The sequence below is a fragment of the Polaribacter reichenbachii genome, assembly GCF_001975665.1.
GTDB classification, from domain to species: Bacteria; Bacteroidota; Bacteroidia; order Flavobacteriales; family Flavobacteriaceae; genus Polaribacter; species Polaribacter reichenbachii.
On sequence record NZ_CP019419.1, the window covers coordinates 1,762,036 to 1,776,422 of the forward strand.

The 14,387-nt window shown below is 28.5% G+C and carries 15 protein-coding genes; 4 read left to right on the forward strand and 11 right to left on the reverse strand.

Translation table 11 applies throughout. The features are described from left to right. Window positions 1-4: 4 nt before the first annotated feature. Window positions 5-619: a MarC family protein gene (locus BW723_RS07260; protein ID WP_068356785.1), complete on the reverse strand. Its 615-nt coding sequence runs from the start codon at window positions 617-619 to the stop codon at window positions 5-7. A gap of 1 nt (window position 620) precedes the next feature. Further along, window positions 621-1,130 carry a DUF3124 domain-containing protein gene (locus BW723_RS07265; protein ID WP_068356782.1) on the reverse strand — a complete coding sequence of 170 codons (510 nt, stop codon included), beginning with the start codon at window positions 1,128-1,130 and terminating at the stop codon, window positions 621-623. 516 nt (window positions 1,131-1,646) lie between these two features. On the opposite strand from BW723_RS07265, the gene BW723_RS07270 reads away from it, so the two are divergent. Continuing rightward, window positions 1,647-2,141 (forward strand): hypothetical protein, encoded by a 495-nt coding sequence (locus BW723_RS07270; RefSeq protein WP_068356778.1) that lies wholly within the window; start codon window positions 1,647-1,649, stop codon window positions 2,139-2,141. A gap of 81 nt (window positions 2,142-2,222) precedes the next feature. Here BW723_RS07270 and BW723_RS07275 read toward each other — a convergent pair whose 3' ends face one another. Next, window positions 2,223-4,613: a TonB-dependent receptor gene (locus BW723_RS07275; protein WP_068356775.1), complete on the reverse strand. Its 2,391-nt coding sequence runs from the start codon at window positions 4,611-4,613 to the stop codon at window positions 2,223-2,225. Between the two features lie 504 nt (window positions 4,614-5,117). On the opposite strand from BW723_RS07275, the gene BW723_RS07280 reads away from it, so the two are divergent. Next, on the forward strand, window positions 5,118-6,287 hold the full coding sequence (locus BW723_RS07280; protein ID WP_068356771.1) for a BamA/TamA family outer membrane protein: 1,170 nt from the start codon (window positions 5,118-5,120) through the stop codon (window positions 6,285-6,287). Window positions 6,288-6,292: 5 nt separating this feature from the next. Here BW723_RS07280 and arfB read toward each other — a convergent pair whose 3' ends face one another. From arfB to BW723_RS07300, 4 genes are all read right to left on the reverse strand, one after another. After that, window positions 6,293-6,706 (reverse strand): alternative ribosome rescue aminoacyl-tRNA hydrolase ArfB, encoded by a 414-nt coding sequence (gene arfB / locus BW723_RS07285; protein ID WP_068356768.1) that lies wholly within the window; start codon window positions 6,704-6,706, stop codon window positions 6,293-6,295. A 132-nt stretch (window positions 6,707-6,838) separates the two neighbouring features. Then, complete coding sequence (locus tag BW723_RS07290; RefSeq protein WP_068356765.1) at window positions 6,839-7,441, reverse strand: AAA family ATPase; 603 nt, start codon at window positions 7,439-7,441, stop codon at window positions 6,839-6,841. Further along, window positions 7,402-8,034, reverse strand: coding sequence for a nicotinamide riboside transporter PnuC (gene pnuC / locus BW723_RS07295; protein ID WP_068356762.1), 633 nt, complete (start codon window positions 8,032-8,034; stop codon window positions 7,402-7,404). Before pnuC ends, BW723_RS07290 begins: the two co-directional genes overlap by 40 nt. A 180-nt stretch (window positions 8,035-8,214) precedes the next feature. Then, window positions 8,215-8,841 (reverse strand): 4'-phosphopantetheinyl transferase family protein, encoded by a 627-nt coding sequence (locus BW723_RS07300; RefSeq protein WP_068356760.1) that lies wholly within the window; start codon window positions 8,839-8,841, stop codon window positions 8,215-8,217. A gap of 62 nt (window positions 8,842-8,903) precedes the next feature. Between BW723_RS07300 and ahcY the strand changes: the two genes are divergently transcribed. Continuing rightward, a complete protein-coding gene (gene ahcY / locus BW723_RS07305) occupies window positions 8,904-10,217 on the forward strand; it encodes an adenosylhomocysteinase (RefSeq protein ID WP_068356757.1) in 1,314 nt (437 codons plus the stop codon). Window positions 10,218-10,409: 192 nt separating this feature from the next. Here ahcY and BW723_RS07310 read toward each other — a convergent pair whose 3' ends face one another. From BW723_RS07310 to BW723_RS07320, 3 genes are all read right to left on the reverse strand, one after another. Further along, a complete protein-coding gene (locus BW723_RS07310) occupies window positions 10,410-10,691 on the reverse strand; it encodes a type II toxin-antitoxin system RelE/ParE family toxin (protein WP_068356754.1) in 282 nt (93 codons plus the stop codon). Beyond that, entirely contained in the window at window positions 10,691-10,942 is a 252-nt protein-coding gene (locus tag BW723_RS07315) for a hypothetical protein (RefSeq protein WP_068356751.1), read from the reverse strand. The genes BW723_RS07310 and BW723_RS07315 overlap by 1 nt, the downstream gene beginning before the upstream one ends. Before the next feature lie 67 nt (window positions 10,943-11,009). Continuing rightward, a complete protein-coding gene (locus BW723_RS07320) occupies window positions 11,010-11,681 on the reverse strand; it encodes an AbiU2 domain-containing protein (RefSeq protein ID WP_076686348.1) in 672 nt (223 codons plus the stop codon). Between the two features lie 55 nt (window positions 11,682-11,736). On the opposite strand from BW723_RS07320, the gene BW723_RS07325 reads away from it, so the two are divergent. Beyond that, window positions 11,737-13,167: an SLC13 family permease gene (locus BW723_RS07325; RefSeq protein WP_068356746.1), complete on the forward strand. Its 1,431-nt coding sequence runs from the start codon at window positions 11,737-11,739 to the stop codon at window positions 13,165-13,167. 75 nt (window positions 13,168-13,242) lie between these two features. On the opposite strand, the gene BW723_RS07330 is transcribed toward BW723_RS07325, so the two are convergent. Then, window positions 13,243-14,385 (reverse strand): AEC family transporter, encoded by a 1,143-nt coding sequence (locus BW723_RS07330; protein WP_068356742.1) that lies wholly within the window; start codon window positions 14,383-14,385, stop codon window positions 13,243-13,245. Window positions 14,386-14,387: the final 2 nt, after the last annotated feature.

Consider the following 14,387-nt stretch of genomic DNA (forward strand, 5'->3'; position numbering starts at 1 on the left):
AATACTACTGTAAATTCGTAAAGTAGCTTGTAATTCCGCTTAAAATACTTTGCACAGCATAAGAAGCTAAAATTAATCCCATAATTTTACTAATTACTGTAATTCCGTAACTACCAATTCTTTTTTGCAAGAGATTTGCACCCAAAAGAATAATACAAGTTAGCCCAATAACTAATAAAACAATTCCTGTTGTAATAATTTGTTGCTGAATGGTATATAACTTATTATCTGTCATTAAAACTACAGCCATAATTGCACCTGGTGATGCTATTGATGGTATTGCAATAGGAAAAATGGTAACGTGTTTATAGTCTGTAATTCGGTTTTTCTCGAGTTCGGGTTTACCATCACCAAAAATCATTGTTAAGGCAAACAAGAATAAAATTACACCACCAGAAATCTGAAAAGCATCTAAAGAAACAGACATACCTTCCAGAATCAATTGCCCAATTACAATAAAAAACAAAAGAATTAAAAAGGCTATTACAGAAGCACGAACAGCAATTTTTTTCTTGTATTTTAAATCAAATTCTTTGGTAGCTTCTAGGTAAACAGGTATACTACCTATAGGATCTATAACAGCAAATACAAAAAATATAGTGGTTAAAATTTCAGCCATATTATTGTATTCGTTTTGCCTGAGTTGTAAAAGATAAGCCTTGTTGGCCCATTGTAGAGGTCATAACACCTTCAAATAAAGGTTCTGAGCAATTATTAGGAATTTTCCATTCGAAAATAAAGTTAGCACCTGTACCACCAGAAATATCTATTTCATCAATAATAATTTCTGTAGTTTCCATTGGTTTTAAGAATATAGGATAGTCGAAATATTTTCTTAACGAATTTCCATGCGTATCAAAATACTCAGCTTTTAAAAGGTAAATTGTATCTAAATCACTAGTATTTCTCATACTAACCATAGCTGTTAAATTATGAGTTTTATGCTCTGTTAAACTATAGATTTGAGAATAGATAGACAAGTAAGATTTTCCATATTTTAGAGAATCTGTTTCTTTTAATTCTATAGCTCTTTTGGACCAATTTTCTGGATTAATAGAGCTAATTTCTTTTTGCTTATGGCAGCTAAAAATTAGTAATATTAAAACTAATGCAATATATTTTGATTTCATAAAGTCAATATTTTCAGATTTCTAACAATTTAATTTATATTATCAAATATATTATATTTTGCTTATATATTTTTTTGTTCTGTATATTTTGTCTATCCTAAATAATAACGTAAAACTCCTGTTGTAGATTTTGAAATGTCTCATAAATATGTTTTTTTTGATGTTTAAAGTGTTAAATCTTTAAGAACGAGTTTAACAATTATAAAGTTTAATAATTGAGATATGTAATGAATAAATCTAAAAATTAGAAAACAACATTTGAAGAGAAATCAGTAATGTTTAGACTGATTGGTGAGATGATTTGATGATGTAATTTTGTGTTTTTCATAGATTTGTAAATTACATAAAATAAGTCGATTTTGCTAAGAAAATAGCCTTTTTTAACCTTTTTTAGTCAAATTTTAATAAAAAATGAAAGATTTTAGCCTTTTTTGATTGGGTTAACAATCAATTCATTTGCGCTAAAATTAAGTCAATTCTTGCTGTAGTTTTGTGATTCATAAAACAATAGCGATAATGAAACTTAAACATATATTTAAAATATTTCTGATAGCAAATCTAGTATTTATCTATTCTTGTGATTCTAAAAAGGCAGATAAAACTAATTTTATAGACAATTCTGATGTAGTTTTTATAGAGTTAAACAATGGAAAAACTGAAATTATTAGAAAAAATTACGAAGATGGTTTTGTTTTTGATAATTGGAACGCATATAACATAGCCAATGCCCAATTATTAAGAATGGAAAATGATGAGTTTAAGATATCTAAAAATAGAATTATTTATTTAAAGAAATTTGTAAATAATCTTTCAGAAACTATTCCTAGTTGGTTGCATTCCAGTGAGGTAGAAAAAGAAATAAAAGATGTAGAAAGAGAATTTTCTGTTTTAATTGATGAGTTAAATGAGTCTACCCAACAAATAAGAACAAATTGTAAAGAATTAAATAAAGAATTTAAAGACCTAAGAAAAGATATAAATGAAAGAGTAGAAGATTATACAAATAGCTAATTTATTTTAATGGAAAAAGAAAAGTAAAAAGCCGTTTCAAAATGTTTTGAAACGGCTTTTAAATTTTAGAATGGTTTTTGGTTAAAATCTTAAAGTAGCCCCAATTAAAAAGTTTCTTGTTGCTTGCGGATAATATCCTGCATAATCAACTGTAGTGGTAACACCAGCAACAGACCAATCATCATCATAAATACCATAATAACCTCTATCTACATACTCTGTATCAAAAATATTATTTACTAAAGCAGTTAATGTAATAGATTTAAAAATTTTGTTCGGTTTAATTTGATAAACAATGTTTAAATCGCTTGTAAAAAATGAGTCTAAAACATCATTTTCAGAAATTGCACTACTAAAATTACTCATAAATTGTTTGCCTACAAATTTTGATAAAAATGAGATTTGTAAATTTTCTATAGGATTATAGTTGAACATATTACCAACAACAACATCTGGAGAAAATGAAATATCTGTATTACCTAATGCAGTAGGATTTGTGTTTCCATCTCTAGTAACAAAGAAATCTCTGTTTTTATTAGAACTAAAAGCAGCATTTGGTTTTACAGAGAATTTATTAGAGATTCTAATATCTGCATCAATCTCTAAACCTAATCTATAGCTACTACCAGAAGTTGCTCTAATAGGCGCACCAACATCATCTAAAGCACCAGTTAAAACCAACTGGTTTTTATAATCCATAAAGTAAATATTAGTGTTTAGTTTAATGGTTGGTTTATTTAAACGCCATCCAAATTCAAAGTCATTTAAAGTTTCTGGAGTAGTTACACCACCTTCAAAATCATTTCTGTTAGGCTCTCTATTTGCCACAGCAAAAGAAGTATATAAATTATTACTATTGTTAATTTTATATGTTAACCCGAATTTAGGGTTAAAGAAACTAAAACTAGCATCAACATCAATTGCATCTCTATCAGAAGTTAAACCTGCAGTTTGGTAATTTACAAATCTACCTTGTAAATCTGCATAACCAGCAAGGTTTTCAGTAATATCAAAAGTTGCTTTTGTAAAGATTGAAAAGTCTGTTTTTTTGGCATCAGAAAAATAATAACGATCTCTAATGTTTGCATTTTCAGATAATTCTTTTGCCCAAATTACTTCTCCAAAATGATCTCCAGTATAATTAGAATAAGAAATTCCTGAAATTAAATTTAAGTGATCAGTTTTATAATTGGTATTAAAATTTACCACGTAAAAATCATTTTCTAACCAACGTCTTCTAATTAAATCAGTAATTGGTACAACTTGTCCCCAATCATTTATATAAGAATCTGTAGCAACAACAATACCATCATATAAATTTATTTCATCTGTATCGTCTTCAAATTGTTCAAAAAAACCAGATCCTTTTGTATAATTTAATCCTAGGTTTGTAGACCAATTATCGTTTAATTTTTCATTCCAGTGTAACTGATAGTGGTTTTGATTATAATCGTCAACCTCATTATCATAAGTATAAGGATTTTGTCTTCTATCTGCAGCCAATTCATCCGCAGTTAAACCATACCAAGCTTGGTAAGTCTTTTCTTTTCCACCAAAAGTAATGGCTTTAATTAATGTGTTTTCATCAGTGTAACTACCTTGTAAATAATACGATTTTAAATCAGCAAAAGCTCTATCTACATAACCATCAGAAGAAATATTAGACAAACGACCTGCAATTTCTATATGGTCGTTAATTTTACCTGTACTAAATTTTACAGTATGTTTTCTGGTGTTATAAGAGCCAAAAGAGTTAGAAATTTCTCCAAAAGCTTCGTCTGAAACTGCGTCTGTTAAAATGTTTAAGCTCGCACCAAAAGCTCCAGAACCATTGGTTGATGTTCCTACACCTCTTTGCAACTGTAAGTTTTGAGTAGATGAAGCAAAATCACCTAAATTAACCCAAAAAGTTCCATGACTTTCTGCATCATTATAAGGAATTCCGTTTACAGTAACATTAATTCTTTCTCCATTAGAACCACGCACGCTCATATAGGTATAACCCACACCAGCACCAGCATCCGAAGATGAAACTACAGAAGGCATATAATTTAATAATACAGGAATATCTTGCCCTAAATTACGTTTTGCAATTTCTTTTTTTGATAAATTAGAAAACGTTACTGGTACATCTGTATTTGCACGAACTGCAGAAACCAACACTTCTTCTAAAACTGTTTCGTCTTGTTTTAAAATGATGTCATACTCTTCATTTTGATTGATGATAATTTTATCAGAAATTGTTTTGTAGCCTAAAAATGAAACTTCTAGAGTATAGGTTCCTTTTGCTAATTTTAAACTAAAGTTTCCATCAAAATCAGTAGATGTGCCTAGTTTATTTTCTTTTACAAAAACAGATGCTCCTGCTAAAGGTTCTTTGTTTTCATTGTATACAGTTCCTTTTACTGTAAACGATTGGGCGTTTGCAATTACGCTTGCAAACAAGAATAAAAAAAAGATAATTTTTTTCATTTTAAAAAATTTAAAACGAATAAAAAGAGGTAATTATTCTTGTATTTATTATTGAATAATTAGTTATTAAAGTCGTTGCAGCATTTTACTACAATCTGTTTTTAGATTGATACAGTAATTTTATCAATTGCCTTGCAAAGACGTTAAAATCAAATCCCTAAACAGCATTATCTGTTCTAGGTTCATTGGGTATGATCTCAGCTTGAGCTGAATTTATTTTAAAATCTATCAATTTTAAAACTTGATTCAGTTTTAGCACCCCTTTATGAGAACGGTGCAAAATTAAGTGCTAAAAATTTCTTATGAAATATAAAATTGATTTTTTTTTGAGCTATATATTAATCAAAAAAAAAACAAAAATTAAACTAATCTACATTTCGCATATGGTGTATTATATACTGCAATAGAGCACAATCTTGCTTTTAGAAATCAATAAATTTGTAACGAAATATAAAAGGGTTTTCTGTTTTTAAAGAAAATTCTTTTTCTAATACATATCAACGAATGAAAATATCACATAAAATAGGTTTATTAATTTGTGCTCTAACTTTAAGTTTACCTTTTAATGCACAAGAAGAAGAAAGTGGATTAGATAGATTTGTAGAATTTTTTACATTTTATCCTAATAAAGATAAAGTTGCAAAAGATTCTACTTTGTATTTATCAAAAATAATTACTGCGCCTATTTTAAGTTATTCTCCAGAAACGAGTTTAGGTTTTGGAGTTGGGGCAAAATATTTATTTAAATTTAAAGGAAGTGGAGAAGAAACAAGAACCTCTAATATGCCTGTTTCTTTATTGTACACGCTTAATAGTCAGTTTTTTGTGTATTCTGGATTCGAAATTTTTACAAATCAAGAAAAATGGGTGATTTCAGGTAATATTATCTTTCAAAATTATCCAAGATTATACTATGGAATAGGACAAAATTCACCAGAAACAAACGAAGAAATTTACGATAATTATCAATTTTTATTTGAACCCATTTTGTTAAAACAGGCTTTTACACGTTACTTGTTTTTAGGTGGTGGTGTACGTTATAATAAGATTTATAAAACTAAAATAGAGCCCAATAAATTATTAGCAACTAGTCAGCCTTCTGGTTTTGATGGTTCAACTTCTGTTGGTTTTGAGCTGGCTGCTTTGTACGATAGTAGAGATAATATTTTAAACGCTTCTAAAGGTTGGTATTTAGAATTAACCAAAGGTTTTTATGGTACTGCTTTAGGAGGTACTCATCAATTTGAATTAACAAGGTTTGATTTACGTCATTATTTAAAAGTATCACAAAAAAATGATGATGTTTTGGCTTTTCAAGCCATAGGGCATTTTGCAAATGGTGATGCACCTTTGTCTGAATTAGCGCTTTTTGGTAATGAAGAAACAATGCGTGGTTATGTAGAAGGTAGATTTATTGAAGAAAACTTATTAGCAGCTCAAGTAGAATATAGAAAAACGTTTAAAGATAGTCGTTTTGGAATGGTTGCATTTGTAGGAGCAGGAGATGTGTTTAACAAATCGAAAGAGTTAAGTTTAAATGATATAAAATTGAATTACGGAGTAGGATTGCGTTTTATGTTAGATAAAAAAGAAAAATTAAATATTCGATTCGATTTTGGTGCTGGTAACAAAACTGATGGAAACTTTTACGTAAATATTGCAGAAGCTTATTAAGATTTTTAATCTAATCTTGGTTTTTTACGCAAGGTTTTTTTAAGCGATTTTCGTTTATTTTTCTCAATATTTTTTAAAACTGAAGATCTACTAGGTTTAGTAGGTCTTCTTTTTTTAGGTTTTACTAAGTTGGTTTTTATTAAATGTAAAAAACGCTTTATGGCTAATTCTTTATTTTTATGTTGCGATCGTGTTTCTTCACAAAAAAGAATTATTACGTTTTCTTTGGTAAGTTTAGATGTTAGTTTGATTTTTAGAAGAGTTTTTTCTTCTTCGGATAAAGCAAGTGAATGTTCTAAATCGAATGTAAGTTCTATTTTAGATGATGTTTTATTTACGTGTTGACCACCTGCACCAGAACTTCTAATGGCTTTAAATTTTAATTCGTTTATTAATTGATGTTGCTTAAGATCATTCAATATTCGCTATAATTTTTATACCCATAAATTCTGATGAATATTGAGGAATGTAATTGAAAAGAAGATTTCGAAAACAAGTAACTTCAATTTTAATTTTTTATTGGATACGATTTCAGAGTATTAAAAATACAATTATTCATTCATTAAATCAGAAAATGAATGTAAATTTTCTTTATTGTGTATTATTTCGTCAATAGCTTCAGTAGCTTTTTTTAGACGAATTTCTTTATTCCCTTTTAATAAAATGTAGTGGCAATTATGGTCTTTTAAAGCTTTTTCAAAGGCATTAAACATTTCTAAACGTTGTTCTGGTCTGTCTCTTAAGTCATCTGCTTCCCAAGGTGTGTCTATGTAAGTTAAGAGATATAAATCATATTGATTAATTTTAGCAGCTTCATCAAGTCTTTCATCAACAAAGCCACCATAAAATTCTTGAGAATATACTTTGGTTTCTAACAAATCAGTATCACAAATTAAAACTTTATCTGCTTTTTTTGCGAGTTTGTTTTCGAGTTTCATTTGTCCAATGGCTATGGGTAATAAATCATTAGCTTCACAAGTTTTACGTTCATTATTCCACTTATTTTGTAAGTATTCTCTTGCAAATTCAGGAGTCCAAACCGTATTGTAATAACGAGCTAAATGTTTAGAAAGTGTTGTTTTTCCTGTAGATTCAGGGCCAAATAAAACAACTTTTACGATATTAATTGGGTGTTGTTTAAGCTTTTCTTCCATGCTAGATAACCAAATATGGCAATTATTGTAAATCCTAAATATTGAAAACTAGTAAATGTGAATCCTTTATAGAAATATAAAGGTACAGAAATGATGTCTCCAATAATCCAAAAAATCCAATTTTCTATTTTACGTTTTGCCATTAGCCACATACCAACAAAGAAAATTCCAGTAGTAATTGTATCTACATAAGCAACCCAAGAAGTCCATTTATTAAAATAATTGTAAACAATATAAACAAAGAGAAGCGTAGCTAAAAAGATATAAATAGAAGTTGTTTTTTCTTTTTTTGAGGTTTCAGAAATCGGAGTTACATGAGAATCATCAATTTTTCGAGTCCAAATATACCAACCATAGACACTCATAATAAAGTAATATATATTTATCATCATATCTCCTAAAAGCTCCCATTTTAAAAGTAAGTAGACAAAAATTGAAGTGCTAATCATTCCTGTTGGAAAAACCCAGATTTTGTTTTTTTTAGAAAACCAAACTGATAGAAAACCAAAAATAACAGCTATAATTTCTAAACAAATATCTGTATTAGAATAATCTTTATATTGTGCAAAAAAGAAATCAAAAATTTCTGACATATTGTTTGTTGATGTTATAGCATCAAAAGTAAGAAGTTATTTTGTTTTTCAGACCACATAGAATCATAGAAAATAGAGATGGTTGACTTTTATTAATTTGAGATTTCTCCAAAAGGTCTAAATGGCAGATTATAAATTTTGAGTAAAAACTTTGCAACTTATTAATACTTTGCTACTATTTTAATAAGCAAACACACAAGTAAAGCCTTCAAACTCTAAAAACTTCACGGCATAAGTATAGGTTTCTCCATTAAAACGAATTTCTCCTGTAGTTTTTTCATCAGCAAATTTAAAATCAGCAACATAAATATCACGTAAAAAAAGTAATTTTTTCTTTCCGTAAATTTTGTACAAACTCTCTTTTGCTCCCCAAACTATGGTTAATTTACTTATTAAAGCATCAGCATTTGCAATGGTTTTATACTCTTCTATAGGTGTAAATTTGTGTGCTATTTTTAAAATTTTATCACGTTGTTTTTCAATATCAATTCCCACTTCGGTTTTTGTGGAATAAATAATGGCAGTAAAATTAAAAGAATGGGTAATTGAAATAAATCTACCTTTATCTAAATGAGGTTTTCCAAACTCATCATAAATTAAATCGTCATCAGTTAAATTAATTTCTTTTAACAAATGCCTTATAGATAAAAATCCTTTTTGATGTAAATCCGATTTCATCGAATTAAATCTAGCAAGATTCTTTTCGGTTAAAGAAATTCCAGCTTTTAATTCATCAATAGATTCTTCAATTTTCCAGATAAAAACCCTAGTTTCTGGGCTGATAGTTAATGTTTTGTAAAGAGCCATATATTTTAAATTCTATGTCGTAACTTTGCAGTCGCAAAAAAGAGACAATAAATATACATAATATGAGCACAAAAACAGCTTACGTACCATTTAAAGTTAAAGATATTTCTTTAGCAGATTGGGGTAGAAAAGAAATTGAATTGGCAGAAGCAGAAATGCCAGGGTTAATGAGTTTAAGAGAAGAGTATGGAGATTCTCAGCCTTTAAAAGGGGCAAGAATTGCAGGTTGTTTGCATATGACAATTCAAACCGCTGTTTTAATAGAAACTTTACAAGCTTTAGGAGCAGAAGTTACTTGGAGTTCTTGTAATATTTTCTCTACTCAAGACCAGGCTGCTGCTGCAATTGCTGCAACAGGAACACCAGTTTATGCTTGGAAAGGAATGAACGAAGAAGAATTTGATTGGTGTATAGAACAAACTTTATTTTTTGGTGAAGACAAAAAACCATTAAATATGATTTTAGATGATGGTGGAGATTTAACCAATATGGTTTTAGATAAATATCCAGAATTAGCTGCAGGAATCAATGGTTTATCAGAAGAAACAACAACAGGAGTTCACAGACTTTACGAAAGAGTAAAAAACGGAACTTTACCAATGCCAGCTATCAATATTAACGATTCTGTTACAAAATCTAAGTTCGATAACAAATATGGTTGTAAAGAATCTGCAGTAGATGCAATTCGTAGAGCAACAGATATTATGTTAGCAGGTAAAAGAGTTGTAGTTTGTGGTTATGGAGATGTAGGTAAAGGTACTGCTGCTTCATTTAAAGGTGCAGGTTCTATTGTAACTGTTACAGAAATCGACCCAATTTGTGCTTTACAAGCAGCTATGGATGGTTTTGAGGTAAAACGTTTAGAAACTGTAATGAGTAATGCAGATATTATTATTACAACAACAGGAAACAAAGATATTGTAACTGGTAAACATTTTTCTGCTTTAAAAGACAAAACAATTGTTTGTAATATTGGGCATTTTGATAACGAATTAGACATTGCTTGGTTAAACGAAAACTATGGTGATACTAAAGTAGAAATTAAGCCACAAGTAGATAAATATACAATTAATGGTAATGATATTATCATTTTAGCAGAAGGTCGATTGGTAAATTTAGGATGTGCTACTGGTCATCCAAGTTTTGTAATGTCTAACTCATTTACTAACCAAACTTTAGCACAAATGGAACTTTGGAACAATGCAGATGCTTATGGAAATGATGTATATATGTTACCAAAACATTTAGATGAAAAAGTAGCAAAATTACACTTAGCTAAAATAGGAGTTGAGTTAACAGAATTACGTAACGACCAAGCAGAATATATTGGAGTTACTGTAGATGGCCCTTATAAGCCAGAACATTACAGATATTAATTCTCAATTTGTCATTTCGAAATGAGCCTTTTTAGGCGATTGAGAAATCTCATAAAACTTGAAAACCTTTCCTTTAATTTGGGAAGGTTTTTTTATTAGGGCGTTTTTAACAGGCTTTCGCTACTCGCTTTTTTGTTGAAAAAACAAAAAGAGCTCAAACACGCGCTCAATCCTTAACGCGAATTCTGGCTTTTAAAAAATATGTTGGCTTTGATTAAAAATTAATAAAACAATTTCAATATTACCTTTTTTTGAAACTCTGTAAATTAAAGAAATATGTTTATTAACAACACATTTATGTAAATCTAAAACAATAGATTTTGGGCAAATATGGTTATGATTTTTTATGTTTTTTAACAATTCATTGACCTGAAGTTCAAATTTTTCTACAATTTGAATACCCCATTTATCAAAAAGTTGTTCAATGATATTTAAGTAAGATTTTTCGGAAAGAACAGACCAGATAATTCTCACTATTGTTGTTTAAAAGCAGCAATTTTATTTTTTACAGAAGTCATTACATCTTCGTGAGAAATAACATTTCCATTATCTAATTCTTGTAAACCTTTAGCAATAGATTCTTTTTCAGAATTAGTAAGTGAATGATACCAATCATTATTTTTAGTTTCTTTAGATAAAAATTCACGCATTTTTTTAACTACAGAACTATCTTGCAATTCCATAATTTGCTGAATTAGATAGTATTTTTCTGATTGGATATCCATATAAAACAAATATAATAAAAGTATTTGGTTAAAGAGAAGGAAGTCGTTTCTTACTTTACTCCGAGAATTATTCTTGCTTTGGTGTTTTGTTAAGCATTATGTTTCTAATTTCTTGAAGTTTTCCAATATCTGGACTTTTTCTTAATTCACTGTTTACGTATTTATTTATTCTCTTATGTTTTTGAAGTAGTTTTATTTCACGTATTTCTTTTTCAACCAATGAGAATATAAATTGTTCTTTATTCAAATGGAGATTTAAATAGCAAAATATTTTTTGAATTTCATCTAAAATTATCCATAATTTATGAAAAGGAACATCCGTTTTAAAATTATCTCTATTAGAATCTGAATGCGCATAATATTTATTTCTTAAGTTTTTAATTTTTTTATAATCTTCACTTTTAGATATTGCAGAAACCTTATTTCTAAATTGTATCATTATATTTATATCAGGTTCCGTATACCAATTATTATATTCATCTTTATTATTAATAATATTATTTAAAAAAGATTGTAGATTATAATGTTCTTTATTTTCTAGTATTTTGTAAAGTTCTAAAACAAAAAGTTTTATTGAATTTTTATAACTTCTTTCAAAGAAACTTGAACTATAAACGATTTCTTTAAAGTAATCTTCTTTTCTGTTGGATATGAAAATTATATCATTTTTCAAGTACTCTAAATAAATTAAAGAGTTTCTATAAAAATCCATTTTTTCATCCAAAAACTTGTTATTCATATTTATCCTTTAATTCTTTTTTCTATTTTGCAGTTATTTCATTCAATATAACAAAATGCAACCAACCAAAAAAATAGGATTACTTCTAGGACCGCTATTATTTTTTCTCATTCATTTTTTGCCAATAACTTTGGTGTCAGATAAAGGAGATGCAGTAATTGCAATTGCAGTTTGGATGGTTGTTTGGTGGATAACAGAAACTGTAAATATTGCAGTTACAGCTTTACTGCCACTCATACTTTTTCCACTTTTAAAAGTAATGCCAATTGCAGATGTTGGTGCTAATTATGGTAGTCCAATTATATTTTTATTCTTTGGTGGTTTTGTCTTGGCTCTGGCTTTAGAAAAAGTAAACTTACATAGAAGAATTGCTTTAAATATTGTAAAACTCACAGGTACAACTCCAGAAAAAGTTGTATTAGGTTTTATGTTAGCCACAGCTTTTATGAGTATGTGGATTAGCAATACTGCAAGTACTGTTGTAATGCTACCAATAGCAATATCAGTAATAAAACTCTTAATTGATGACAAAGATGGTTTTACAAAAGGTGATAAAAACTTTGCGCTAAGTATAATGTTAGGAATCGCTTTTGCTGCAAATGCGGGCGGAATTGCAACTGTTATTGGGACACCTCCAAATTCAGTTTTAATTGGTTTGTTAGAAAATCAATATAATATACAAATCTCATTTTTAACTTGGATGAGCTTTGGTTTGCCTTTTTCAATTTTAATGATAACAGCAGTTTATTTTGTACTCGTAAAATGGATGTTTCCTTGTAAAGGAATTGTATTTACGTCATCAGCAAATTTAATTACAGAAGAAATTGATAAGTTAGGTAACATATCAAAAGAAGAAAAAAGAGTGCTTACCATTTTTGCTTTCACAGTTTTTTTATGGATTTCAAGAACACTAATTAATTCTATTTTTCCTGGTTTAAAATTGTCTGATACAATTATCAGTTTAATAGGTGCAGTTGCTTTATTTGCTATTCCTATGAACTTTAAAAAAGGAGATTTTATTTTAGAATGGAATGATACCAGCAAATTAGCTTGGGGAATACTTTTACTTTTTGGTGGAGGTTTAGCACTAGCAAAAGGAATGGCTTCTAGTGGTTTGGTTGCTCTAATTACAGATACAATAGCTGCTGGTGAGTTTAATATTTTATTTACTGTTTCTTTGTTAATTGTTTTAATGCTTTTTATGACAGAATTAATGAGTAATGTAGCTTTGGTAGCTGTTTTAGCGCCAATTGTTGCAGGTATTGCAATTGGTTTAAATATTCCGATTTTAAATTTATTGATTCCTGTAACTATGGCTAGTAGTTGTGCTTTTATGCTGCCAATGGCAACACCACCAAATGCAATTGTTTTTGCAAGCGGTTATGTAAAAGTAAAACAAATGGTTAGAGCAGGTGTAATTTTAAATATTATCGCAGTTTGCTTATTGATTCTGTATTATCAATTTGTAATTCCTCTGTTCTTTTAATGAGTTTATAAACGTTAATTTATAATAAAAAGCCTTCCTGAAATTAGTTAAAATAAGATCAGAAAGACTTTAGAATTATTTATCAGCTAAAAACTCAACAGTATTTTTTTTGGTAGTTTTTAGTTCATTTTTAGAAACAGAAAAACTCGATTTTACTTTTAAAATTATCGGATAAAGCATCCCTATAAAAGATAAACATCCAACTAAAATTAGAATGTTATTAATGTTTGTAAATGTGTTGCCAGCTGTTAAAATTCCTAATATTAGAATTACAGAAATAGGCAAAGAGAGTGCTAAAATTGATAAAGCAAAATTTGGGTCGAATGTTTTATCTGGTGTGTTTTCTTTTTCCTCTTTATTATTTACTGCAGAAATATGAGCAAAAGGCCAAAAACTAGCAGAACTTAATGAAAAAGCAATCATTACTAAAATGTCATTTTGTATTGAAATATCAGCAAAGAAAACAATGCCAGCAATTAAAAATAGCGTAAAACCTGCTCTTAAAAGCAATAAAGAGAATAGTTGAAAAAATTGTTGTTTTTTAAATTTTACAGCTAAACCGATAAAAAGCAAAACCAAAGGTGTCATTATATAACTTAGTCTTGTTAATGTACTCGATAAAAAGTTCGGAATTTTATCTAAAGTAATACCAAAGGAAACTAGAATTAATGCTACTATTATAAAAAGATTAACGGGTTCGTATAATAATGTTTTTGCTAACGATTTTAATTTTGTTTTAAGCGAATTTGCTTCAAAATCTGCATTTTTATAATGCCATTTTAATGCGACTAAATACAGTAAAAAAAGCACAAAAAATTTGTTCCCTAAATCTGCCATCGCAGCTTTTGCCAAAGAACCATCACCCAAAAATTCTAAAATAAAAGGAAAACAAGATAAACCAGGTGCTAAAGAAGGTATTAATAATCTTGCACTTCTTCCTTTATCAGAATTCATTTTAATGCCAATTACAGAAAGTAATATAGGTGTTACTGCAAATAAAATTACGTTTAAACCTAATGCCAATATTGGAAAAAGGATTAAGTTACCATCAATTTTTACTTTTAAAAGTGCTATAAAAATGGTTGCTGGCAAAGCAATGGTTAGAATTAAACTTTTTATTCCATTTGTTTCATTTCCAACAGAAATCTTCTTTTTTAAAAGAACACCTATAAAGATAAACAGTAAAAATGAAATGGATTTTTCTAAAGCTCCATCCATAA